The organism is Blastococcus capsensis (assembly GCF_030165005.1).
GTDB lineage: Bacteria > Actinomycetota > Actinomycetes > Mycobacteriales > Geodermatophilaceae > Blastococcus > Blastococcus capsensis.
The window spans coordinates 198,868-221,040 of record NZ_JASNNW010000010.1; the positions used below are offsets into that span (position 1 = coordinate 198,868).

Consider the following 22,173-nt stretch of genomic DNA (forward strand, 5'->3'; position numbering starts at 1 on the left):
CCGCTGCGCATGACTGGCACAGCGGGTGAGGCTGCAGGCCATCAGTCGTCGGCCTTCGTCGAGCTGCACCCGCGCATTCAACGATGGATCTGGGAGCAGAACTGGACCGAGTTGCGCGACGCGCAGGAACGCGCCGTCCGGCCGATCCTCGCCGGCAACCGGGACGTGATCATCTCCGCGGCGACGGCCGCCGGGAAGACCGAAGCGGCGTTTCTCCCGATCTGCTCGGGTCTGTTGGTCGCGCGAGAAAGCGCGGCGGACGTGCGCGGGCAGAGGGACGAGCGCTCTGAGCAGCAGCGTGCGGCATCCGGAGTGCAGGCGCTGTACGTGAGCCCCCTCAAGGCGCTCATCAACGACCAGTACGGCCGGCTCGACGCCCTCTGCGAGCACTTGGACATGCCGGTCCATCGCTGGCACGGGGACGTTCCCGGCTCACGCAAGGCCAAGGTGCTCAGTGATCCCGACGGGATCCTGCTCATCACGCCGGAATCCCTGGAGGCGCTCCTCGTCGTTCACGGCCCCAAGGTTGCGAGGATCCTCGGCGGACTGCGCTACGTCGTCATCGACGAGATGCACTCGTTCCTCGGAACCGAACGAGGTATGCAGCTCCAGTCGCTCCTGCACCGGGTCGAGCTGGCCGTGCGTCGGCGCATCCCCAGGATCGGGCTGTCGGCGACGCTCGGCGACATGGACGATGCGGCGGCGTACCTGCGCCCCGGCGCTGGGCCACGCGTCACCGTGATCACCTCAGTGGACGACACCCACGAACTGAAGCTGCAGCTGCGCGGCTATGAGGTGCTGCCGGCGCAGCTCTCGGCACGCCAGGCGGAGCACGCGGAGGCCAGCGGGCGCGACGTAGAAGCCGAGGAGGTGACCGAGGGGCATCAGCTGGCGATCGCCGATCACCTCTTCCGGACGCTGCGCGGGACCGACAACCTCGTCTTCGCCAACTCGCGACGCGAAGTGGAGATCTACGCGGACCTGCTGCAGCGACGATCCGAGCGCGAACACGTCCCGAACGAGTTCATTCCGCACCACGGGAGCCTCTCCAAGGAACTGCGCGAGTTCGCCGAAGCTCGGCTGAAGAACCGAGACACTCCAGTCAGTGCGATCTGCACGTCCACACTGGAGATGGGGATCGACATCGGGTCTGTCACCTCCATCGCCCAACTAGGTGCGCCCCAGTCGGTGGCGAGCATGCGGCAGCGGCTGGGCCGGTCGGGCCGTCGCGGTGGCGGCGCGACGATGCGGCTGTACGTCACCGAGCCGCAGGTAAGCCCGCAGACACCGCCGTCTGACGCGTTGCGCACCGAAGTCGTCCAGAGCATCGCCATGGTCAACCTGCTGCTCGATCGCTGGAACGAGGCGCCGAACTCGGGCGGACTCCACCTGTCCACGCTCGTTCAGCAGCTGCTGTCGTTGATCGCTCAGCACGGTGGGGTCACACCGCTCGAGGCATACCGGGTGCTGTGCGAAACCGGCCCTTTCGCCGGCGTCTCCCGGGACACATTCAAGCGACTGCTGCGTGCACTTGCAGATGAGCGAGTTGACCTGCTCATGCAGGCTTCTGACGGGCTGCTGCTGCACGGGCAAGCCGGCGAGCGCCTGGTCAATCACTACTCGTTCTACGCGGCTTTTCGCACCGGTGAGGAGTACCGCCTCATCGCCAGCGGTCGCACGCTCGGGACCTTGCCGGTCGACTATCCGCTGATGCCCGGGTCCCTGCTCATTTTCGGCGGACGACGCTGGAGGGTGCTGGCGGTCGACTCGCACGAGAAGGTCATCGAACTGATCCGGTCGTCTGGAGGACGGCCCCCGACGTTCGCCGGCGCCGGCGCCGCGGTCGCTGACCGGATCCGCCAGGAGATGCGGCGTGTGTACCTGAGTGCCGATGTGCCGGCCTACCTGGACGCAACGGCGGTCCAGTTGCTCGCCGAGGGCCGCAACAACTTCGCCCGATACGGGCTCGGGGCCGACCCTTTGCTGACCATCGGCGCGGACACGTTGATCTTCCCGTGGCGCGGAGATCGCGTCTGCTCGACGCTGGCGGTGGCCCTGACCGCTGCCGGCATCGAGGTGGCCCAAGACGGCGTCTGCCTGACAATGAGCAACTGCACGCGAGACCAGGCTTTGAGCCGCCTCGCCGAGCTGGTCGAGCAGGGCGCCCGCCAGCCAGCCTTGTTAGCGGCCAGGGTCGACAACAAGATCGTCGAGAAGTACGACGAGCAGCTCAGTGAGGAGCTGCTCAACGAGGGCTTCGCCGCACGCAGCCTCGATGCCGAAGGCGCCTGGGAGGCCGCACGCCAGCTACTGCAAGAGGCTCGAGACGTCGCCGCCGATCGGCCGGACGACGCACGCAGCACCTCAACAGCGGCGCAGTCGTCGGTGCCGGCCGCCGACGCGTTGGCGCACGACGTGTCCGCCCGATCCGCCGCCGCGGAGGCGCCTCGCCTGGCCTCGACGACGTCGGCCGCTGGAGCCCGCCGGCGACCGCACGGCCGCCCGGAGCTCGGCACCACCCCCTTCGCCGTGGTGGATGTGGAGACGACGGGCTTCTCCCCGCGGCTTCATGACCGGATCGTGGAGATCGCGATCGTCCGAACCGCACCGGACGGCGCCGTTGAGGACTCCTGGTCGACGTTGCTGAATCCGCAGCGCGACCTCGGCCCGACGCACGTGCACGGAATCCGCGGGGCCGATGTTCTCGACGCGCCCAGGTTCTTGGATGTGGCAGGGGATGTCGCCGACCGGCTCGACGGGGCCGTTGTGGTCGCCCACAACGCCCGCTTCGATCTCGGGTTCGTGTCATCGGAGTTCACGCGTCTGGGGGCGGCACCCCCCACCTGGCCGGCGCTTTGCACCCTCGCGCTGTCGTATCGGTTGGGAGCGTTCGGCGGTGGCCGGCTGGCCGACTGCCTGGCGGCAGAGTCGATCACCCACCCGGGCGAGCACACGGCCTTGGGGGATGCGACCGCGACAGCCGAACTGCTGGGCGTCTACCTGCGGCGCGTCGGCGGGGGCACACTGACCGACTTCGGCTGTGTGCCCGACACGTGGCCCGAGCCGCCGAGCTGGTCCGTGTGGCCGATCGGCGGCCGGGTGCGACCCCGCTCGTCGCGATCCCGGCCGGAGGCCTCACCACTCGTCACGCTGATCCGGCACCTTCCCGCACACAACGTGGGGGGCGCGACGGAGCCAGCCGATACCGCGGCCTACCTCGATGTGCTGTCCCGCGCGCTGGAGGACCGGCGCTTGGACTCAGCGGAGGTACAGACCCTTGCCGACACAGCCCAAGCATGGGGGCTCTCACGCTCGGACGTGCACCGCGCCCACATGAACTACCTGGAGGCGCTGGCCCTGACGGCGCTAGGAGACGGTGTGGTCACCGACCTGGAGGCCGAGGACCTCGCGGACGTGGCGGCTGCACTCGGATTCGGAGTCGGCGAGATCGCTGCCGCCCTCCATGCGGCACGGACCCGAACCCCGAGCCAAAGTCGAAGCGAGGATCTCCGCGGGCTCGGCGTGTGCTTCACCGGCGCACTCCAGACGCGCATCCAGGGACAGCCCATCACCCGCGACCAGGCACACGGCCTCGCGCGAGCAGCAGGTCTGGTCGTGCACGAACGCGTCACGAAGGCGCTCGACGTGCTCGTCGCCGCCGACGCTGAGTCCCTGTCAGGGAAGACAGAGAAGGCACGCTCGTACGGAACCCGGATCATGAGCGAGACCAACTTCTGGCACGCGATCGGCCGATCGTGATCCCAAACGTGGCCGGTCACGGGGGCTTGTAGCCGCCGGACTCTGAACTGGCTGCGGTCCGGCGAGTGTGATTGGTGTGAGCCTGCCATGAACACGTCGAGCTCACGGGTGGTGCCGCGACCTTCGCGACCTGCCCAGAAGTCTCTAAACGAGTCGCCGCCAGAGGCATCGGCCAGCGCTCGCCCTAAACCGGCACCATCGGGCACAGCCAGCGACTTGCGCGCGTGATCGCTCACGTGCCGGAACTGCCCGCCAACGTCTACCCGTATCGCCTGTTCATGTGACCCGGCGGCTCCACGATCCCAATGGCCAGCACGAGCAGCCGCCGCACCGGCCAGACCAGCGTGTCCCCGGGGCGCTTCACGCGGCAGGGCTGCTGCCTGCGACGGTGGGCCGGTGATGACGACCTACGACATGGGGCCGCCAGGACGTCGGCTGCGCATTTCCACAAGCGACGAGGTCCTGCGCCCGGGGGTAGCCGCTCACCTGTTGACGTTGAGGATCAGCGTCCACGGTGCCTGGCTCGATCCCAGTGATAGCCAGACATCGGCCGCGGTGATCGTGGAGGGGACTGTGGATGGTGGCTCTCCGCTCCGCCCGCTATCGGGAATCCAAGCCCGGGTCATGAACGTCCGCAGCTTCCCCATCAACGAACGCCTGGTCGTGCTGTTGTCGGACGAGCAGTTGCTGCAACTCGAGGTCGACCGTGGGGACGGCGATGTCGAGCTACAGCTCGACCTCTCCGCGACTGTTCTCAACCTTCCACCGGGGGAGTACCCCACCTACGACGCACAGATCGCCTACCGCATCCCCGCTCGGCGTTGGCTGGAGTTGATGGACTCCGCCGGGAGGCTGATCGGCATCACTGTGCGCGTGCCCAGCCCGCTCACCGACTCCGCCACGGGTAGCCAGGTGCCACGCGATACCGACCCGTCGCTGGCGCGAGCGAGTCAGCGCCTGCGTGAGGCCCGGGCCGCACTCCGCGACGGCGACCCAGCGGCCTGTATCAGGCACTGCCGGCTCGTTCTGGAAAATCTCCGCTTGCTTGACCCACCGCAAGCGGCCGACGTGGTGCGCAAGACCACGCCGCAGACCCGGACCGCAGCACAGCGGTGGTCGGCGCTCTTCCATGACCTGTACAGCCTTGCCAGCGCAGCGAGCCACGACGATTACGTCACCGCAGACTTCAGCTGGTCCCGCGAAGATGCTCAGGCGATCCTGGCGGCGACGGCCGGCCTGCTCGCCCGGGTCAGGGTTGATCTTTGACTGGGTGCGGTGCCGACGGTCACCTCACTGCGTCGAAAGGGCGTAGTCCAGAAACTCACGGTGCGGCCTCCTCTTCACATCCCAACGCCCTCGGGCGTCCGGCGGACGGGGCCGCTGCTCGCAGACGGTGAGGCACACGAGCTTGCGCGCGCGGGACACCGCGACGAAGTACTCCTCGCGTTGGTCGTTGCCCCAGAACATCTCGTGCTCGACCCCGAGGACGACGACCGCGTCGAACTCCATGCCCTTGGCCTTGTGCACGGTCAGGAGCTTGACGGCATCGCGCCCGGTGAACTCGCGGATGGCTTGGGTGATGTCGCCGGCCTCGGCCCTCAGTTCCTCCAGACGGCTGTGCGCCGTCTCGATCAGTTCTTGCAGCCGCCGCCCCTGCTGGTACGCCGGAGCAAGCGCGACGAGCATCTCCTCTCCCAAGCGGTCGAGGAAGGGAGTGACCAGCTGACGGGTCGTCGCGTCCGGGTCACTGCGATGGCGGCGCCGCGCCTGGTCGAGTGCCTGGCGCAGCTCGACGTAGGGCCGATCGGTGAGCTCCTGCCCTCGCCATCCGGTGGCGACATCCAGCAGGCGTGCGTACGCGTCGGGCTCCCGGTCTCCGGTGATCACGGCAAGGAAGTCGATGATCAACATGACGACGGGCTCGGCTGCGAGGTCCTGCAGATCGCTGTCGTCCCGGAAGCGGACGCCGCGTGCCCGCAGCTCCGCGCGCAGCGCTTCGGTGTAGAGACCCACCTGTTGACGCACGAGGACGGCGATCTCATCCGGGGGGATGCCGTCGGCGGTGATCCAGGAGGTGATGCGGTCGGCCACTTCCCGGGCCTCCTGCGCGCTGTCTTCCAGACGCAGGATCTCGATGATCCCGCCGTCACCGAGGATGTCGGCATCGGCGACGGCGGCGCTGGGCTCCATGACCGCGATCATGGCGTTCTGCATCCGGCGGAGCCGGGGCTTGGCCCGGAAGTTCTGGTACAGGTTCAGCGGGGTGGCGTCGAAGTCGGTGGCGAACCGGGCGAGAACCCCCTCGAGTGCTCCGGCGAAGCCCATGATCCGCTGCTTCACATCGCCCACGGCAGTGAGCTGCATGTCAGTGTCGTGGAAGGCGGCGTGCAGGAGGTTGTACTGGTTGGTCGTGCAGTCCTGGAACTCGTCGAGGAAGACGAACCCGTAGGTCTGGCGCAGCGCGGCGCGCGCCAATGGGCTGGTCTCCAAGATCGTGGTCGCGAGTGGAGGCAGTGAGTCCAGGTCCAGCTGGCGGCCGGTGATGCGGTCCTTGCCGATGGTGTAGTCAGCGTCGAGGGCGTCGTTTCCGGTGAGCACTGGCCGGAAGGCGTCGATGAGCCGCTTCGCGAAGGCGTGGAAGGTGTAGCTGTCCAGGCGGGCAGCGAGCTCCGGGGCGCACCTACGACGCACCCGGTCCCGGAGAGTCCTGGCCGCATCCACCTTGAAGGAGATGGCCAGGATGCGCCTCGGGTACCGGCTGTGCCCGGTCCGGAGCAGGAAGTCGGCTCGCTGGGCGAGCAGCTCGGTCTTGCCAGCTCCGGGTCCTGCGGTGACGACGAGGTTGCCCGCCCGCGCAGTGGCGACCGTGAGCGCGTTGCGCTCCAGCGTCATGCCGGCCGCCGGTGTCCACGCCTCCGGAGTGATCATTCCGGGAGGTTCGCGATGGTGGCGACCACGAAGTCGGTGAGCCTTCGGAGTGACTCGGGCATCGACGCGAGCAGGGGGGCGTCGTCGAGCCCGGCGAGCGCGGTGATGTGGTTCACCGGCTTACTGCCCACCTTGAAGCGCTGGTGGTAGGCGCCGAAGAGGGCTTGTTCGTCCGTGCTGTAGTGCGTCGCGTCGCCCGCCTTGCCCAGGACCGACTTGGTCTCAGCGGCCGAGGGCGCCTGGCGCTCGTCGGCCTGCAGGCCGTAGGCCTCCGGGAACTGCTGGAGCAGGGCGAAGTCGAGGTCCAAAGGGTCGGAGAAGAAGACGCCGTGGGTCTCGAGGTGGGCGATCCACTTGGGACCTTCGCCATTGACGTCACGGACGTCGGAGGTCTCCTTCTTCAAGCCCTCGACGTGGGTGGCGGTGATGGCCGTCGTACCGGCCGGGCTGAAGCGGAGCAGCTCGCCCGCGGCGTAGCCCAGCCGACCCCACCCGCCCTGGTGCCGGCCCAGGTCCAAGTCCAGGAGGGTGACGTGCGGGATGCCCAGCCCGTGCAACAGGCGCCAGAAGTGGTTGACGTGACGACCACCCAGGGGAACGACGGAGATGGTGCTGGCATCGGCGTCCACGGCGGCGAGCTGGAGGCAGCGCGGAAGGACGATCTCCTCGCTTGCGCCCTCGCCGAGGACGACGAATCGGGCGAAGTACAGCTCGGGGTAGGCGTGCAGCGCCTCCCGGACGAACTTGTGCGCTTCCTCCTCCTCAGCGGGCATGGTCACGGTCGAGACCGTGGTGAGACGGTTGGCGTCCAGCCGCAGGTAGCGGACCTGCGCGGGGTCGACCCGCCGCATCAGCGAGGAGGAGTGGGTGGCGACGACGGCCTGGGCGTCGTGTCCGGTGACCATGGCCTTCAGGGCTGCCAGTACGCGTCCCAGGTAGTGCGGGGACAGGCTGTCCTCCGGCTCCTCGACAGCGAGAAGCGTGAAGACCGGTGGCCGCAGCCGGCCGGGATCGAAGGTCGTGGTCCGGCCCGCGAGGGTGTCCTGACCGATGGAGTGTGCGGTGAGCACCAGGGAGACGTACAGCAGCGACATCTGGCCGTCGCTCAGCATGGAGAAGTCCACGGTGGGCTTGCCGTGCCCCGGGGCGAACTCGAGGGTGATGTGCCGCAGCACGCCTTCGATCTCGTTGAGTGCGAACGACAGGCTGGGGTTGGTGAGGAAGTCGCCGGAATGAATGCTGCCCCAGTGGCCGGTCAGGCCGGTGGCGACGTCACCGATGGCGGGGTTGGTGGCCAGAGCGTCGCTGATCTGCTGGCCCAGGCTGGTGACGGTGTCGCGCTGAGCCTGCCAGTCCGCGGCGCGCAGCAGCCGGCCCTGATCAGCCCCGCGTTTTGCGGACCATGTGATTTGGTCCTTCTATGCTGCGACCTGCGAATCGATCCACTCGTTGAGGGCCTCTTGTGGGGTCCTGTAGTCAAGCGCTGAGTGGAGTCGTTTCCTGTTATACCAGAGTTCGATGTAGCGAGTCACGTCGCGGCGGGCGTGGTCTCTGGTGGGATAGGCGGTCCGGTGAACGCGTTCGTTCTTCAGCGCGGCGAAGAACGATTCGGCCATGGCGTTGTCGTAACAGATGCCGGTTCGGCCGACCGAGTGGCGCAGGTCGAGCTCGGCGATGGTGGTCGCAAAGTCGTGCGACGTGTAATTGCTACCGCGGTCGGAATGAAAGATCGCGCCCGGGTCGAGTTCTGTCCGGCCGGCGGCATGACGAAGTGCGTTCTGGATGAGCGGGGTCTTGTAGTCCTCGCCCATGGCGTAGCCGATGACCATCTTGGTGTGGCAGTCGATTACGGTGGCCAGAAAGAGCCATCCTTCCCAGGTCGGGATGTAGGTGATGTCACCGACCATCTTCTGGCCCGGTGCGGAGGCGGTGAAGTCCTGCTCGAGCAGGTCGGGCAGGTGCTGACCTGTCCCGTCGCCCGCGGTCAGGCTGGCCCGCCACGGACGGGGCTGACAGGGCCGTAGGCCCAGCTCACGCATGATGTCGCGGACCAGCTCGGGGCCGCAGTGCACGCCGGAGCGGGCCAGAGCGGCGTGGATGCGCCGGTAGCCGTAGGTCTCATCGGAGTCGGCGAACTCGTGAGCGATGAGCAGCGCCAGTCGCTCGCGTCGGCTCGCGGTCGCCGACTGCGGCCGCTTACGCCAGTCGAAGAATCCCGACGAGGACACGGCCAGCCAGCTACACATCTTCTTCACCGGGTATGCACGCTTCGCGTCGTCGTTGTCATCTCGACACGAGTCGATGAACTCGAACTTCTCGACTACCGGGGATCCCGGGCGAAGTACGCAGCGGCTTTTTTTAGGAACTCGTTCTCCAAACGGACCTCGCGGAGTTCGCGTTCAGCTGCCTGTAGTCGGGCGCGCTCGCTGACGGTCAGCGGCGGCTCCTCGTCCGCGTGGTCCTTTCGGTACTGATTCACCCAGTTCCCGAGGGTTCCTTCGTTGATGCCGAGCTCACGTGCTACTTGCGCAATAGGACGGGACGACTCGATGACGAGCCGAACCGCCTCTTCCCGAAACTCGGGACTGAACTTCCTGTACTTACCGCGAGACATTCCTCTCCCACTTCCTCGGATATCAACCTATCCGGGTCGTGGTCCGCGAACAACGGGGCACCTCACCCAGCAGCGAGTTCGCGGCGTAGGAGACGTGGTCGGCAGGGTCGCGGCGTGCAGGCAGGTAGTGGACGTGGATCGCGGCCCGATCGAACCGGTTGACCGCCGCCGACCGGATCGGCTCGCCGTCCTCGCCGACAGCCAGGACGTGCACCAGCTCCTCGGACACCTCGCCGTCCTCGTCTAGCTCTGCGGTGAGCCGGAAGCGGACGGTGGGCACGCTGTCGGCGGTCTCCATGCGCATGTGCGCGAAGTGCGGCGGCACGGTCGGCTGTGCGGCGTCTGTATCCAGTTCGGGGAAGGCGAAGTCCGCCTCCAGCCACAGCGTCCGTGCTGTGCCGGTGCCCGGGGTCTCACCCGGCGGGACGTGGAAGTCGCCGGCGAGGACTCGGCGCAGGCTGGGCTCGAAGCCGAACATCCGGCTCAGGGCCTGCAGGAAGGCCGTCTTCCCGGTGCCGTTTGGCCCGAGGAGGAAGGTCAGCTTCTCGAAGGTGATCTCGACCGGGTCGGCGCCCACGGAGCGGAACCCGCTCAGCCGCATGCGTGTGAGCTGCACAGACCCTCGCTTCGGTGTCCCCGTCGGGCGCCGCCCAGGTACTGCAGCACCAGGCAGCCAAGCGCAGTTATCTCGCTGCGGCCCATGCCGTGGGCGATTGCCCACGTAGTGGTGTCCGAGGGGGGACTTGGTACATAGCCCAACGCATCCGCCTGACGCGGCCGTGAGGTCTGTCTGTTCGAAGTTGCAGGCCACAGCCTCGCACTGCCCGGAGCTCAGCGTGTAGACGTCCACGCAGCCCAACACGGACTTCTCGGGAGGGGCGGCCCGGGTCGAACCGGCGCTCGACCATCTGCACGGCCGAGCGGCCCAAGGACGCGGCTCGTGTGGTCCCACCCGCGGTGGCGGCAGGAGGCTGAGCACCACTTCGGTATTGGTTCGCGCCCTGAACCCAGGACCCATGGGACCGCAGGCCCCCTGGCGGCGATGACCGCCGAAGCGGCTATGGCGCTGGCGGGTGATCGGGTGCCGGTGCCGCGGGCGGCGGCTACCGGTTGGTGAGCCCGACGTTGTACCGGGTGAGACGGTTGCGCAGCGCCCGCCGTCCCGTGGGAGCGTCGAAGTCGGCCTGCGCGCCCGGTGGCACCTGCGGATCGGTGGTCGCGATCAGCGAGCCCGGCGCCATGCGGTCGCCGAAGAGCACATACGACGACGCGCCCGGTTCTCGTCGGCTGAGCCAGACGTAGCCGGCGGCGGTCGGCGCGTGACTGCGGATCCAGTGCGCCCAGTGTCGCGACTGCGCATAGTCGCGCGGGTCGCAGGTGGTCAACCAGGGGTCCTGGGCGACCGCGCCGAGGTCGCTGCCCGAACACAGGCTGACCAGCTCCAGGGTGCGGGCGACCTGCACGGCGCTGATGCGTCGACCGGCGACCCGCGGACGAGGCAACCGCCGAATGCCGGTGTCGTTTGGAGCCAGATCACGCAGCAGCGTTTCGGCGACCGCGACATCGACCGATTCGCCGGCATACAGGAACGGATAGGGGTCATCGTCGGTGGCGTCGAACCGGCCACCGCCGTAGTAACGGTGATTCGGAACCGGATTGAAGGCCTCGGCCGGAAACCGCTTTTGGTGCACCCGGAAGAGCACCGTGCCGGCCGGCAGGAGTGTCGTGACCGGCGCCCCCGGTGGAGCGGGGGGCGGTAGAACGTTGGCCACGCGCGGCTACCAGCTGTCGTTGGTCAGCTGATCGGCGGCGTATTCGATCTCCGGGTCGCGGCCGGTGCCGAGCAGGTCGGCCGGTGCCCGACCAAGCCAGACATTAGGGGTGAGCCACCACATGATCGCACCGAGGTCGTCGTCGTAGCCGCCGAGCCGCTCGTGCAATCGCCCCACGACGGGGTGCGGTTCGAGCGGTTCGAAGGACGCGAACTGAAAGACCGGATAGACCCAGCGCCCGCCGATCTGCGCCCCGATCAGCCGGCGATCCCCGGTGATCCGCTCGATCGTGACGAATCCGCTGCGCAGCACCTGCTGTTCGGTGGCTTCAAGCAGAAAGTCAGCCGCGGCATCGTCGACGATCGACGGCCTGCTCATCGCCTGCCGCGCCCGGGAAACGCACCGGCGAACCAGCGTCTCCTCGGCCTCTTCGGGCACGCGCACGCCGGGGGAGAAGCGGGTACCGGTGTACCGCAACGCTTCCCAGGCGGGGTGTTCGCGGGGCAGCGATGGCGCGAGCAGGCCGAACAGCGCTTCCGCCAACTCCGGGGTGCCGTGCAGGGGCGCTTGCGGCAGGTTCGCGACCGCGGCAAGTTCCCGGACCGTCAGCTGCGGTTCCAGGTCGGCCCAGGATTCGTCGATGACCCGCAGCGCCTCAGCGATCGTCATCAGGCGCCAAGGTACACAAGACCGGCCCAGTGGGCGGGGTGCTCGAACGGGCGACTAGCGGGATGCCGAAAGTCTGGGTGCAGCGCCAGAGTGCGTAGGTAGCGACGCAACTCGGCGGGAATCCAGGAGTTGTCGTCGGTGCGCTGCGCCAGGGCCAGCAGCTCACCCATCGCGGCCGTTTTGAGGTAGTGCTGGGCGGCGGCCAGCGCGGCGGCCGGCGGGTCGCCGGCCGCCAGCTGCCCGTAGAACTTGCCGATCAGCAGACTGGTGGCCGCGTCGTCGACCTCCCACAGCGACGCCACCGCGCTGTCGGCTCCGGCGGCGACGAAAGTCTGCGCCAGGCCGACCAGTTCGTCGGCGCTGCGCTGGTCGACGATGCCGGTCTGGCAGCAGGAGGCAACCACCAGGGCGAGCCGCGGGGTCGGCACTGCGGCCAGGTCTGAGACGGTGACTGTCAGGCCGTCACCGAGGATAAGCCGCGAGGCGAACGGATCGGTCGGCTCGTAACGGGCATGGCAGGACAGATGTAGATGCGTGGCCTGCGGGAGCTGTTCCAGCAGCCAGCCGCGCAGCCCGGCGGCCTCCGGCGGAGTGATCACGTCGGGGGCGTACTGGCGCACCGCGCTGAGTTCGGTGGCCGCGAAGGGGAGGTCCCCGGTCGGGTCGATGACCGCCACGGTGATCGGCGCTGCCTCCGGCGTGGTGTCCGGGGCGTGCCGGGCGCGGGCTCCGATGAGGTATTCGACGGTGGTGGCGTCGGCGAGCGCGCCGCTTGGGCCGGGCAGCGCGGCCAACGGAAGTCCGGCGAGCGCGCCGGCGGCCACGATGCCGAGATGGGTAATCCCGGCGGATCGGATCAACTGGACTGCCTGATCCAGCAGTCCCTCGGCCAGCTGATCGGCGGCCGCATCCAACAGCTGAGCGACCTGGTCGGCGTTCTCGACGCTCTGAAACCCGGTCAGCACCGGCGCCAGGTCGGCGGTCGTGGTGAGCGTCGTCCACGCGGCGGCACCGCGCCCACCGAGGAGGAGAACGGCGTAGGAGCCCAGTCCGCAGGTTCCGGCGTAGAGCAGCGCCCGGCCTGAGCCCAGGCGGGCCTCGACAGCACGGTCGAGCCCTTCCGAGTCGATCTCGGCTTGCGCGGGGTCGATGCGCCATCGGGCTCGGGCTCGCTCGACGGTATGTATCGCTGAGCGGGCATCTTGGCGGTGGGCGTAGAGCAGGGCCAGCCGCTGGTACAGGTCACCGGCGGCGGCCACTTGCGCCAGCCGGGTCGCCGGGGTCGCGGCTCGGGCGATCACCGCATCGGCGTGCCGACAAGCCAGCACCAGTAGCTCGATCGCCGCATCCCAGTCGCCTCGAGCCAGGTGCAGACGGGCGAAGTTGTCGAAGACGGTGTGATGAAGCCGGGTGGAGGACGTGTCTGTCAGGGCCTCGGCGCTGTTGGTGAGGAGGTCGCGGGCCTGCTCGATGTGCTGCTCGTCGCCCAGGCGGAACAGCAGTGCGGCCAGGGTGCTGGCCGCCAGGATGCGAGTGACGTCATCCGCCGGCAGGGATTGGCTCTGCTTGTGGGCCTCGCGCAGCCAGCCGTGTGCCCGGTCGGCCAGGTCGGCCGGGATTACGCGGCTGCGCCGGTAGAGCAGTCCAAGCGCGATGCTGCCGAAGTTGGTGGAGGCGCGAATCCGTGCGGGATGGTGCGGTGCCAGGTTCAGGAGTTCTCTTTCCAGTGCATCGACCGCGGCCAGCACCTCACGGTCGTGCTCGTCGCTGGGTTCCAATGTGGCCCGGTCGGCCAGGGCGCTGAGCAGGTTGGTTTCCAGGGTGAGCCGATCGGGCAGGGTGAGCTGGCGAGGTCCCCCGGCCAATCGCTGCGCTCGCTGGAACAGGGCGATCGCGGCGGCCAGGTTGGTGGCTGGATCGCCGGCCAACCGGGAACGCATCAGGGTGGCGAGGTTGCTGACCGCGGACAGCGCCCGCTCGGGCTCGTCGACGAAGTACAGCTGGTGCAGGTGGAGCGCGTCCCGCAGCAGGGTGATCGCCGTCTCCGACACGTCGGCGTCGGCGACGCGGTCGCCGCGGAGCTGCGCCAGGCCGAGATTGGTGGTGGCGTCGGTGACCGCGGCCGATCGGGTGCCGATCGCGGTGTCCAGGACGCGGCGCAGCAGCTGACGCGCCCGGGTGGTCATCGTCCCAGGCGCGGCGGCGTCATCGAGCATGAGCGCCGCCGTGTCATTGAGTGCCGTCAGGGTGAGCGGATGGGCCGGCCCGAAGTGGTGCTCTGACAGGTCGATCAGCTGCCGCCCGAGCTCGACGCCCCGCCGGACGTCGTCTTGCGATCGATTGGCCGCTGACTGCAGCGAGACGACCTGCTCCAGAAGCGTGAACGCCTGCTGCACGGTGGCCGCACCCGGGTGGAGTTCGCGACCGCCGAGACGCCAACGGGCGAGGCGGCGCATCCGGTCGCGAACCGTCGCGGCTTGGTCGGCGGTCTGTTGGGCTGCGGCCGTTTGCACGCCGAGCGCCCGAACGACCGGCTCCCACGCCGACTCGGACAACACCGGCTCGGCATCGAAGACGCGTCGAGCGTCTGCCTCTGTGCCGGCAGACAGAAAGCGGCCGAGGACTCGACCGACCGCCGGCCACGGGTGCTGGGTCCGCATCGCCGCCAGCCAGGCGGCGATGCGCTCATCCGCGGCCCACTCCTGACCGGCCGCCGCCACGCCCAGGAGCCCAAAACCGGAGTATTGGTCGGCGACAACGCCCAACAGGGAGGGGTCGGTGTTCGCGACCGGCCCCGCGATGACGCCGTCCTCATCGGTGGCGTGCGCCCCCAGCACTTCCTGCAGCAACTGAAGGTGCTCTGGTGCGCCGTCGGTGACGCAGAACAGCACCGGGATCGGATCTGTCGGTCGCAGCACCACCACCGGGGTGGGCACCGGAATGGCTTCCCCGCACGCCGGGCAGACCACCGCGGGATACACGCTGCGGAGGCGTTCCATCCGGCCACGGTCTCGCCAGTCACTGAGCACCGGGAACGTCACCGTGGTGGCGGCCGAGCAGCGCGGGCACGTCAGCGTGACATCCACGTCGACGAGGCGGTAGGTGGCCGCCGTCGGTTCCTCGTCCGGCTGACCCCCCATTGGGCCATCTTGCCCGGCCGTGCTGCATCGAGGGCAGCTTCCATTGACAGCGCGCGCAGCGCCTCGCCCAGGAGGCCCCGACCGCAGATCAGGCGCTGGAGTGCCGCGGCGCAGGCGGTGCCACCGCCAGGACGCCTCCGCCGGACTGGTACGAGCGTCGGGCGCACAGAGCAACCTGCAGCGCTGCTCGTGCGTCGTCCACTCCGGGCGTGGCCGGATGGCCGTTGCGCACCGCGTCGATGAAGCCGAGGACCGAAGCCCGGTAGGCGTCCCCGAAGACGTCGTACACGGAGGGCGCAGCCGCATCGCCACCGGTCACCACGACGCCACTGGGGTCGCCCCGGCTGAGGTAGATGAAGCCGTCTGTGCCCACAACTTCGAGTCCGACATCGAATCCGTACGTCGCGTAGCGGCTCCATTCGGTGATTGCCATTGATCCGTCATCGAGAAAGAGCGTGGTGGAACAGGTGTCGATGTCCCCGACCTCGGCCAGCCCCTTATGCACAACCGCGGCGCCCGTGGCATTGAGTGATGTGACCTCCGCTCCGGTCAGATACCGGACTGCGTCGTAGTCGTGAATGGCGCAGTTGAGGAACAGGCCGCCATTGCGGTGCAGGCCCCAGTGTGAGGCCCTGGACGCGTCCGGGTCCCGTCCGTGGAACTTGAACAGGACCGGTTGGCCAATGTCGCCGGCCTTGATGGATTTCTTGACCGCACGAAAGCGCTGATCCCAACGACGCTGGAAGTTGATCTGGAAGGGGACCGCAGCGTCGACCACCTCACGAAGGACGCAGTCGGATTCTTCCCACGTCAGGCCGACGGGCTTTTCGGCGAAGATGGCCTTGCCGGCGCGTGCCGCCGCTCGGATGTGGTCCGCATGCTGCGGAGTCGGAGACGTAACGACAACAGCATCCAGTGGCAGGCACAGTAACTCCTCCAGGATCGGTGTGGTGCGCACCGACCACTCGCGAGAGGCCCGCCGGGTGGCGTGCTCGTCCGGATCGCACACGGCGACCAGGTCGGCGTCAGGTGAGGCGGCGATCGTGGCCGCGTGTAGCGAACCCATGCGCCCGTAGCCAACTACTCCGCACCTGACGGTGTCCGTATCGTCCCCCCGCACGGCGCGACGATAGCCAGCTGGCAGGGCGCTCCGCGCGGCCGCCGCGGCATCACCGGCGGTCGCGGCTCCGCTCGTTCGCCGACATGCGGGCGGTAGAAGTCGACGACTGGTGATGCTCGGCGCGGCCCACCTAGTGTCGCTGGCGTGAGATTCCCCGCGAGGGCCGGCACGCATGGCGGCCGACAAGGACCCGACGGGGACCGTGAACTGGCAGCGCCGGCCACGGCGACGGCGCCCAGGCAGCGGGCCGGATTGGCAGCGTGTGGCGCGGCGCGTCATGGGCGCGCGGTAGGGCAGTGACGGATGCCGAACCATGGGGGAGACATTGTCCCTGTCGAGATCTGTCGTCGCCTGCGTGATTCGCCGGCAATAGAGCCGCACTTGGTCTCGGTCATTTGGATCGGCTCACGCAGTTGGGCCACCGATGTGCACGCTCAGTCTGACTTCGACATCCAAATCATCATGGACCGGCCGGATCTCGATGCCAGCCTTGCGCTCGCCGACATCATCGCCGTTTTCACCGACGTCGACCTGAGCATCATGTATCTCGACGACATCTATGGCCCCGGTGCCGTGCTCGATTTTCAGGACGGCACCAAGGGGTTGTTCTTCATGAATGTGTTGGCGTCTGGAACGGTGCTCCACGGCGAGGACGTGTACGGCCAGGCCGCCGCGCGCCTGACGTTGGCCGACCTGGCGCCCTCCCTGACCTTTACGGTGCGGGAATACCTGTCCCGATTGCGATCGATGACGCTGCAGGGGGAGCCAGCGCCGTTCCACTTTAAGAAGTACAGCCTGAAGCTACTCAAAGATGTGCTGCTCCTGGCAGGCCGCCTTGATCCGCAGTGCATGGCGCACGTGTCGAATCAGGACGTCCTTGACGATGCCCGCCAGATGTATGCCTTCGGCGAGGAGGTCGACGCAGCGCTCACCTCGATTACTGACTTCTCCCGCTCGTACAGCCCCCGCGAGAAGGCGGTCATCCTCGCTCAACTCGAGGAGCTGGTGAGAGGCGTCCGCTGGTGACCTTCGCTGCCGTTGCCCCCGCTGCCGACCGGCCCGGCGCGCCGCGCCGGTCCGATCTCGCCGAAGGCCGACAGGCGATCGCTCAGCGGTTGTACCGGGACAGCTCGTTTGGCGCCTTCGATGCCATGGCGCAGATGGGTGCGTTGACCGTCGCCCACATCGAGTCCCGTGTGCGGCCGGAGCATCGAGCCAAGGTCTGGCTCGGTGGGTCGCTGGGCCGGCGGGAGATGCTGCCCAACTCCGACGTAGACCTGTTCGTCTTCGACGACCCGGCGTCGGAGGTGGCTGACGTGGTCACGGTCGAGGGAGTGGACAGGTTCGAACGGGGCTGCATGCCGATCGCCTCGGTGCGGCGGCTGGTGGCGCAGGGCTCGATTGACGCCAACCCCCTGATCGACGGCAGAGCCTTGGCCGAAGGCGAGCCCGGGGATGCAGTCGCGGCCGCCATCAGGGCGACGAATACGACGCAGCGGCAGTACGCCAACCTGATCAGCGAGTACTTCTACTACCGCTACTTCGACTTCCCCTGGAAGACGACCGACTGGGGACCCAACCTGAAGTACAGCAGCGGGTCCAGCCGCACGACGCTGCTGCTGAACTTCGTGCATCGGATAGCCACACACCAGTTCCCGGCATGGCGAGCCACGACGCCGGAGCTGGCCGCTGCCCTCGCCTACCTCGAACAGGACCGGGGACGCCGGACTCCTCGCCGCGCCATCGACCTCATCCTGGTCGCCAAAAATGCTGCGATCACCAGCTGGTACCGCACCGGTGATCCGAGCGTGCGTCACGTGTCCCGACGGACTCTCGGTCTGATCTTCGAGGTGGCCCGCGATCGATGGGATCAGCTGGGACTGACCAGCCCTGCACGCTTCGCCGACGCGTACACCACCGCGCGCGCCGCGCTGGAAGCGTGCGTGGAGCAGTCGGTGAACGCATGTCTGTTGCTGCATCCGCGCGTCGCCGAGCTGCGCGCAATCACCGCTATGGATCCAGCCGAGCTCCGCGACTCCTGTCTGCACAGCGCCATCGGCAGTCCCACCGACGAGCTGTTCCTGGTCTCCTTCACTGCGTGGCGGTTGAGCACCACGACGTCCTCGCCTCAGGACATGGCGCAGCTCGCGGCGACGTTGGCCACCCGCCCGCTATCGAGAGTGTGGGGTGGCGTGATGGCGGTGGCGTGTTCACCGGCGACGGACGACACCACGATGGAGTTCCTGACCGAGTGGCTGGCCGACGCCGAGGAGGGTGCATACCTGACCAAGCTGGTGTCCCGCAATCCGTCCGCGGGGCCAGCGACCCGCGCGGGCGCGCTGCACAGTTACCAGGCGAAGGAGAACGTCGTCGTCACCTGAGGGACGTGTCAGCCCGGAGCATCAGGGGCCGGCGGCTTCCTCGCGGCGACGCTCGGCGAGCAGCCCGGCTGCCGTCTGAGCCTCTCCCAGCACGACGTCATCGGCCGGATGCAGAAACAGCGCCATCGACATCCGGGACCGCTGCGCCGCCTGGCCCGCCGGATGCGAGACACGGTGCATCGTGGCCGGGTAGTAGCCGTCGCTGGCCAACTCCAGCATCAGACCCACATTGACCGCGATGCTGCCCCCGATCTTCGGCACCTGGACCCACTTCCCGTCCCGGCTGTACCGCTCCAGGCCGGACTCGGTGGCCGCGGTCAGCAGGGTGAGCAGGTTCGTGTCGACGTGGGCCCCGGCACGCAGCCCGACCGGCTCGCCGACAGGGGCGGGCGGATACCGCAAGATCCTAAGCAGGGTGTTCGGGTTGGCGTTCTCTAACATCGCAGGGAGCGGTCTGGAGAACCGAGCGGCCACGTCGTCCGGCGAGTTCTCCTGCAACCAGGTGAGCAGCTGTCTGCCCAAGGCCATGGCGCGCTCCCGGTACGTCGCAGCCGCCAGGCTGACCTCGGCGGGTGCCTGCCCCCACGGATAGAGGTGGAAGAACTCCTTCCTGTCCCGGCGTCCGGTGCGTATTTGCTCCTCTGGCGGGATCGGGAAGTAGCCGTCCTGTCCGTCGGGTGTGAACGGGTACCGGTGCTTCGCTTCCGAGTTGAAGAAGGTCAGCCATTCCTCGTACACGGTGGCGACCAGCTCATCGGCGATCGGATGGTTGATCAGGACGGCGAAACCGCTCTCATGCAGACTTCGCGCGAAGCGCGGCGCGGCCGTAGCTGCCTGGAAGTCGACGACGGTCCCCTCCACGTCGGCAGACTCCCACAACGGATTCCGCCGCGCTGTCAGAACCAGGCGACGTACGCCCACCTTTCCCGGTGCAAGCAGGTTAGTCGCAGGCTGGCCCCGCAGGGTCAGACGGTGCGGCAGGCCTCGGTGAGCCGGTCGGCCGCGGTCTCGATCTCGGCCGCGGTGGACCGGATGTTGATACCGAAGGCAGCGCCGAGACCGGCATCGACCACGCCGATACTGATGTTGAGCGAACGGCGCAACAGGTCATCGGTGTTGGGTAAGTCGCCGGGAGCGGCGAAGCGAGCCGGCGCCGACCAGCCCTCGACAGGGGTCCGGTGCCCGCCCACCTGAGTCATGTGCGAGTACACATGCCAGCCCGACTCCGCCAGCGTCGGTGAGCCCACGCGCTGAGCCACCTTGCGCGCGTAGTGCGCGTCGTCGAAAACGAGGGTAAGCATAGTGGCGCACTCCCCGACGACGTCGTTGAGCCGGCGGAACCCCACTCCCGGCATCTCAGCAATCGCCCCACGAAGCAGCGCCTTCCGTGTCCGCAGGGCGGACAGCATCGCGTCGAGCTTGCGGAGCTGGGCGAGGGCGACCGCTCCGGTCAGCTCACTCATCTTGAAGTTCAGCCCGAGCAGCCCGGCAGCCGGCATCGTCTTGCTGGCACGCAGCGGACTGTGGCCCTGATCGTGCAGCGCGAAAGCCCGCTCGTACAGGTCGTCATCGTCGCTGACTAGCAGGCCGCCTTCCCCGGCCGCCATCATCTTGTACCGGTTGAAGGAGAACGCACCCGTCGTGCCGAAGGTCCCCAACCTGCGCCCATGGAAGGAGCCACCAGCCGCTTGTGCGACGTCCTCGACAATATGTAGCCCGTACTCGTCGGCCAGATCGCCGAGCGCGGCCATGTCACAAGGGTTGCCGAGCATGTGAACGGCCATGACCGCCCGCGTCTTGCTGGTGATCTTGCGGCGAGCGTCGGCGGGATCGATGGTTAGAGACTCATCGACCTCGACGAGCACGGGAACCGCTCGGGCATGCACAATCGCGGCGATCGATGCGACGTAGGTGAAGCCGGGAACGAGGACTTCGTCGCCGTCGCCGATGCCAAGGGCCAACAGCGAGATGAGTAGCGCGGCGGTTCCGGAGTTGGTGGCCAGCGCGTGCTTCACCGGCAGGTAGTCGGCGAACTCTCGCTCCAACGAGTACACCTTGTGCTTGAAGGCCGGATCGGACAGATCGCCGTAGCGGGAGAGGTGTCCGGTAGAGAGGACGTCGAGAACTTCCGCCCGCTCCTCGTCGCCGAAGCTGTACGCGCCAGGCCCCGCCATCACGTCCCCCGTTGCGAGTCGTTCGACGGCCAAGAAGCCGGCGTCGCAGGTCAGTCTTCAGCACACGCAGATCGCGAGCACTTCGCTGCGGAGTTCTCGCGAACGTGGCTGTGTGTGGGGCCAGAGGAAGCCGTAACGACCCCAGAGCAATGCTTGACGCCGGGCCCTCAGCCCGGTCAGATCGGGAGCATGCTCGCGGAAACCAGAGGTTCCCGTCAGGCCGCTGCCTGATGCCCGCCACAGAGCATCTCTCGCCTGCGGCGCTATCTAACCTTTGCAACCAACTCCGTGTGACGTATGAGATCAGCGGGAAACGCGAGGATCTCGACGCGGCGGTCATGGCAGGTCGTAAGTCCGTATCCGCCACCGGCGCCCACGATCCGAACCGACCGCTGCGCCAATCGAACCTTGCATTCGCCCTGCGGTTGAGATTCGAGCGACTAGGGGACCCGGCTGACATTGTCGAGGCCGCGGAGCTTGCACTGCAGGCGGCTAAATGCGCGGCCGGCAGCCCGATGCTGCCTCGCCTGCAGTCAAACTTGGGCGTCACCCTTCGCGTCCGATTCACAGTTTCGGGGGACGTCGAGGATCTACGGGGGGCCATCGCCTGGGCTAAGAAGTCTCTCCGCAGCGCACCTCCTCAAGATCCTGACCGTGTGGGCATGTTGGCGAATCTGGGCTTGGCGTTGCTCGAGGCGAGCATCGAGTCCGGCCGGGATGAACTCCTACGCGAGGCCGTCACGGTCATGCGCGACGTCATGACCGCGACGTCTGAGGGTGACGAGGACCGGTCGATGTACGCCCAGAACCTGGCGGACGCGCTTCGAGTCACAGCTGAGCGCACTCGCACATCCGCGGACGCTGACGCCGCGGTTGTGGCCGCGTCGGAGGCCCTCGACCTGGTCCCGCCGGGCCATCCCTCGATGACTGCGAGTCTCTCCGACCTCGGCCGGGCTCACAGGGTGCGGTTCGAGATCTCCTCGGATCCGAGCGATGCCGAACGGGCGATCGACCTTCGTCGCCGTGCTGCGGTCACCGTCGGCGGGCCCGCGACGTCCCGCGCGCTCGCCGCGCGAGCGTGGGGGGAGTGGGCAGCGGTCGATGGTCAGCAAGAGGAGGCTGGAAGGGGGTACACGTACGCAGTCGGCCTTCTTCCGCAGGTGGCTTGGCACGGCCTCGACCGCAGTGCGCGCGAGAGGCACATGAGTCTCTGGCGGGGGCTTGCTCAGGACGCCGCTGCAACGGCGACCAATGGCGGCGACCCTGGCCTGGCTGTTGCGGTCCTGGAACAAGGCCGTGCAGTCATCTGGAGTCAGAGCCTTCTTCCGAGCGGGCTACTGACCGCTTTACGCGAGGTGTCGCCGCACCTGGCCCAGCGAGTCGAGGAAGTCAGGGCAGCACTGGACGCCAGCACAATGGCTTCTTCGGTAAGCCAGGAGTAGCGAGCAAGTCGCGTCCTACAGGTGCGGCCACTGGGCAACGCCGAAGCCTAGCCCGGATCTTTCGTCAGGCCGGCGGTGATCATCGGAAAGCGGCTCGGTGGGCCGCCGGGGGGTGATCCTGGCATTGGGGTGTGACGGTTCGACCGATGCCGCTCGGGTGGGCGCCGGTTCCAC

The 22,173-nt window shown here is 68.0% G+C and carries 15 protein-coding genes; 5 read left to right on the forward strand and 10 right to left on the reverse strand.

Annotated elements, in window-relative coordinates:
* The first annotated feature begins 9 nt into the window (after window positions 1–9).
* Together QOZ86_RS10870 and QOZ86_RS10875 are read left to right on the forward strand one after the other, a co-directional pair.
* On the forward strand, window positions 10–3,759 hold the full coding sequence (locus QOZ86_RS10870) for a DEAD/DEAH box helicase (RefSeq protein WP_284491981.1): 3,750 nt from the start codon (window positions 10–12) through the stop codon (window positions 3,757–3,759).
* Window positions 3,760–4,158: 399 nt separating this feature from the next.
* The gene (locus QOZ86_RS10875) at window positions 4,159–5,025 is read left to right on the forward strand and encodes a hypothetical protein (RefSeq protein ID WP_284491982.1); all 867 of its coding nucleotides are present in this window, start codon (window positions 4,159–4,161) and stop codon (window positions 5,023–5,025) included.
* 24 nt (window positions 5,026–5,049) lie between these two features.
* On the opposite strand, the gene QOZ86_RS10880 is transcribed toward QOZ86_RS10875, so the two are convergent.
* The 8 genes from QOZ86_RS10880 to QOZ86_RS10915 form a co-directional block, all read right to left on the reverse strand.
* Complete coding sequence (locus QOZ86_RS10880; protein ID WP_284491983.1) at window positions 5,050–6,687, reverse strand: UvrD-helicase domain-containing protein; 1,638 nt, start codon at window positions 6,685–6,687, stop codon at window positions 5,050–5,052.
* On the reverse strand, window positions 6,684–7,862 hold the full coding sequence (locus QOZ86_RS10885) for an ATP-dependent nuclease (protein WP_348637965.1): 1,179 nt from the start codon (window positions 7,860–7,862) through the stop codon (window positions 6,684–6,686). The genes QOZ86_RS10880 and QOZ86_RS10885 overlap by 4 nt, the downstream gene beginning before the upstream one ends.
* 243 nt (window positions 7,863–8,105) lie before the next feature.
* Window positions 8,106–9,301, reverse strand: a protein-coding gene (locus QOZ86_RS10890; RefSeq protein ID WP_284491984.1) for an IS3 family transposase whose coding sequence is annotated in 2 segments (ribosomal slippage) — window positions 8,106–9,034 and window positions 9,034–9,301 — 1,197 coding nt in all. Because the reading frame shifts where the segments join, the coding sequence is not laid out codon by codon here.
* Between the two features lie 22 nt (window positions 9,302–9,323).
* Window positions 9,324–9,917, reverse strand: coding sequence for a DUF2813 domain-containing protein (locus QOZ86_RS10895; RefSeq protein WP_284491985.1), 594 nt, complete (start codon window positions 9,915–9,917; stop codon window positions 9,324–9,326).
* A gap of 487 nt (window positions 9,918–10,404) precedes the next feature.
* Window positions 10,405–10,992, reverse strand: coding sequence for an RES family NAD+ phosphorylase (locus tag QOZ86_RS10900; RefSeq protein ID WP_284491986.1), 588 nt, complete (start codon window positions 10,990–10,992; stop codon window positions 10,405–10,407).
* Between the two features lie 87 nt (window positions 10,993–11,079).
* Window positions 11,080–11,742, reverse strand: a complete 663-nt coding sequence (locus QOZ86_RS10905; RefSeq protein ID WP_284491987.1) for a hypothetical protein — start codon at window positions 11,740–11,742, stop codon at window positions 11,080–11,082.
* Window positions 11,742–14,882, reverse strand: coding sequence for a CHAT domain-containing protein (locus QOZ86_RS10910; protein ID WP_284491988.1), 3,141 nt, complete (start codon window positions 14,880–14,882; stop codon window positions 11,742–11,744). Before QOZ86_RS10910 ends, QOZ86_RS10905 begins: the two co-directional genes overlap by 1 nt.
* 88 nt (window positions 14,883–14,970) lie before the next feature.
* Window positions 14,971–16,317 (reverse strand): Gfo/Idh/MocA family protein, encoded by a 1,347-nt coding sequence (locus tag QOZ86_RS10915; protein ID WP_348637966.1) that lies wholly within the window; start codon window positions 16,315–16,317, stop codon window positions 14,971–14,973.
* Window positions 16,318–16,383: 66 nt separating this feature from the next.
* Between QOZ86_RS10915 and QOZ86_RS10920 the strand changes: the two genes are divergently transcribed.
* Window positions 16,384–17,028 carry a hypothetical protein gene (locus tag QOZ86_RS10920; protein ID WP_284491989.1) on the forward strand — a complete coding sequence of 215 codons (645 nt, stop codon included), beginning with the start codon at window positions 16,384–16,386 and terminating at the stop codon, window positions 17,026–17,028.
* Window positions 17,025–18,383, forward strand: coding sequence for a nucleotidyltransferase domain-containing protein (locus tag QOZ86_RS10925; protein WP_284491990.1), 1,359 nt, complete (start codon window positions 17,025–17,027; stop codon window positions 18,381–18,383). The genes QOZ86_RS10920 and QOZ86_RS10925 overlap by 4 nt, the downstream gene beginning before the upstream one ends.
* Window positions 18,384–18,404: 21 nt before the next feature.
* Here QOZ86_RS10925 and QOZ86_RS10930 read toward each other — a convergent pair whose 3' ends face one another.
* Window positions 18,405–19,244: a 2OG-Fe(II) oxygenase family protein gene (locus QOZ86_RS10930; RefSeq protein WP_284491991.1), complete on the reverse strand. Its 840-nt coding sequence runs from the start codon at window positions 19,242–19,244 to the stop codon at window positions 18,405–18,407.
* Between the two features lie 104 nt (window positions 19,245–19,348).
* Window positions 19,349–20,590 carry a DegT/DnrJ/EryC1/StrS family aminotransferase gene (locus QOZ86_RS10935; protein ID WP_284491992.1) on the reverse strand — a complete coding sequence of 414 codons (1,242 nt, stop codon included), beginning with the start codon at window positions 20,588–20,590 and terminating at the stop codon, window positions 19,349–19,351.
* 257 nt (window positions 20,591–20,847) lie between these two features.
* Between QOZ86_RS10935 and QOZ86_RS10940 the strand changes: the two genes are divergently transcribed.
* Window positions 20,848–21,999 (forward strand): hypothetical protein, encoded by a 1,152-nt coding sequence (locus tag QOZ86_RS10940; protein ID WP_284491993.1) that lies wholly within the window; start codon window positions 20,848–20,850, stop codon window positions 21,997–21,999.
* The last annotated feature ends 174 nt before the right edge of the window (window positions 22,000–22,173 follow it).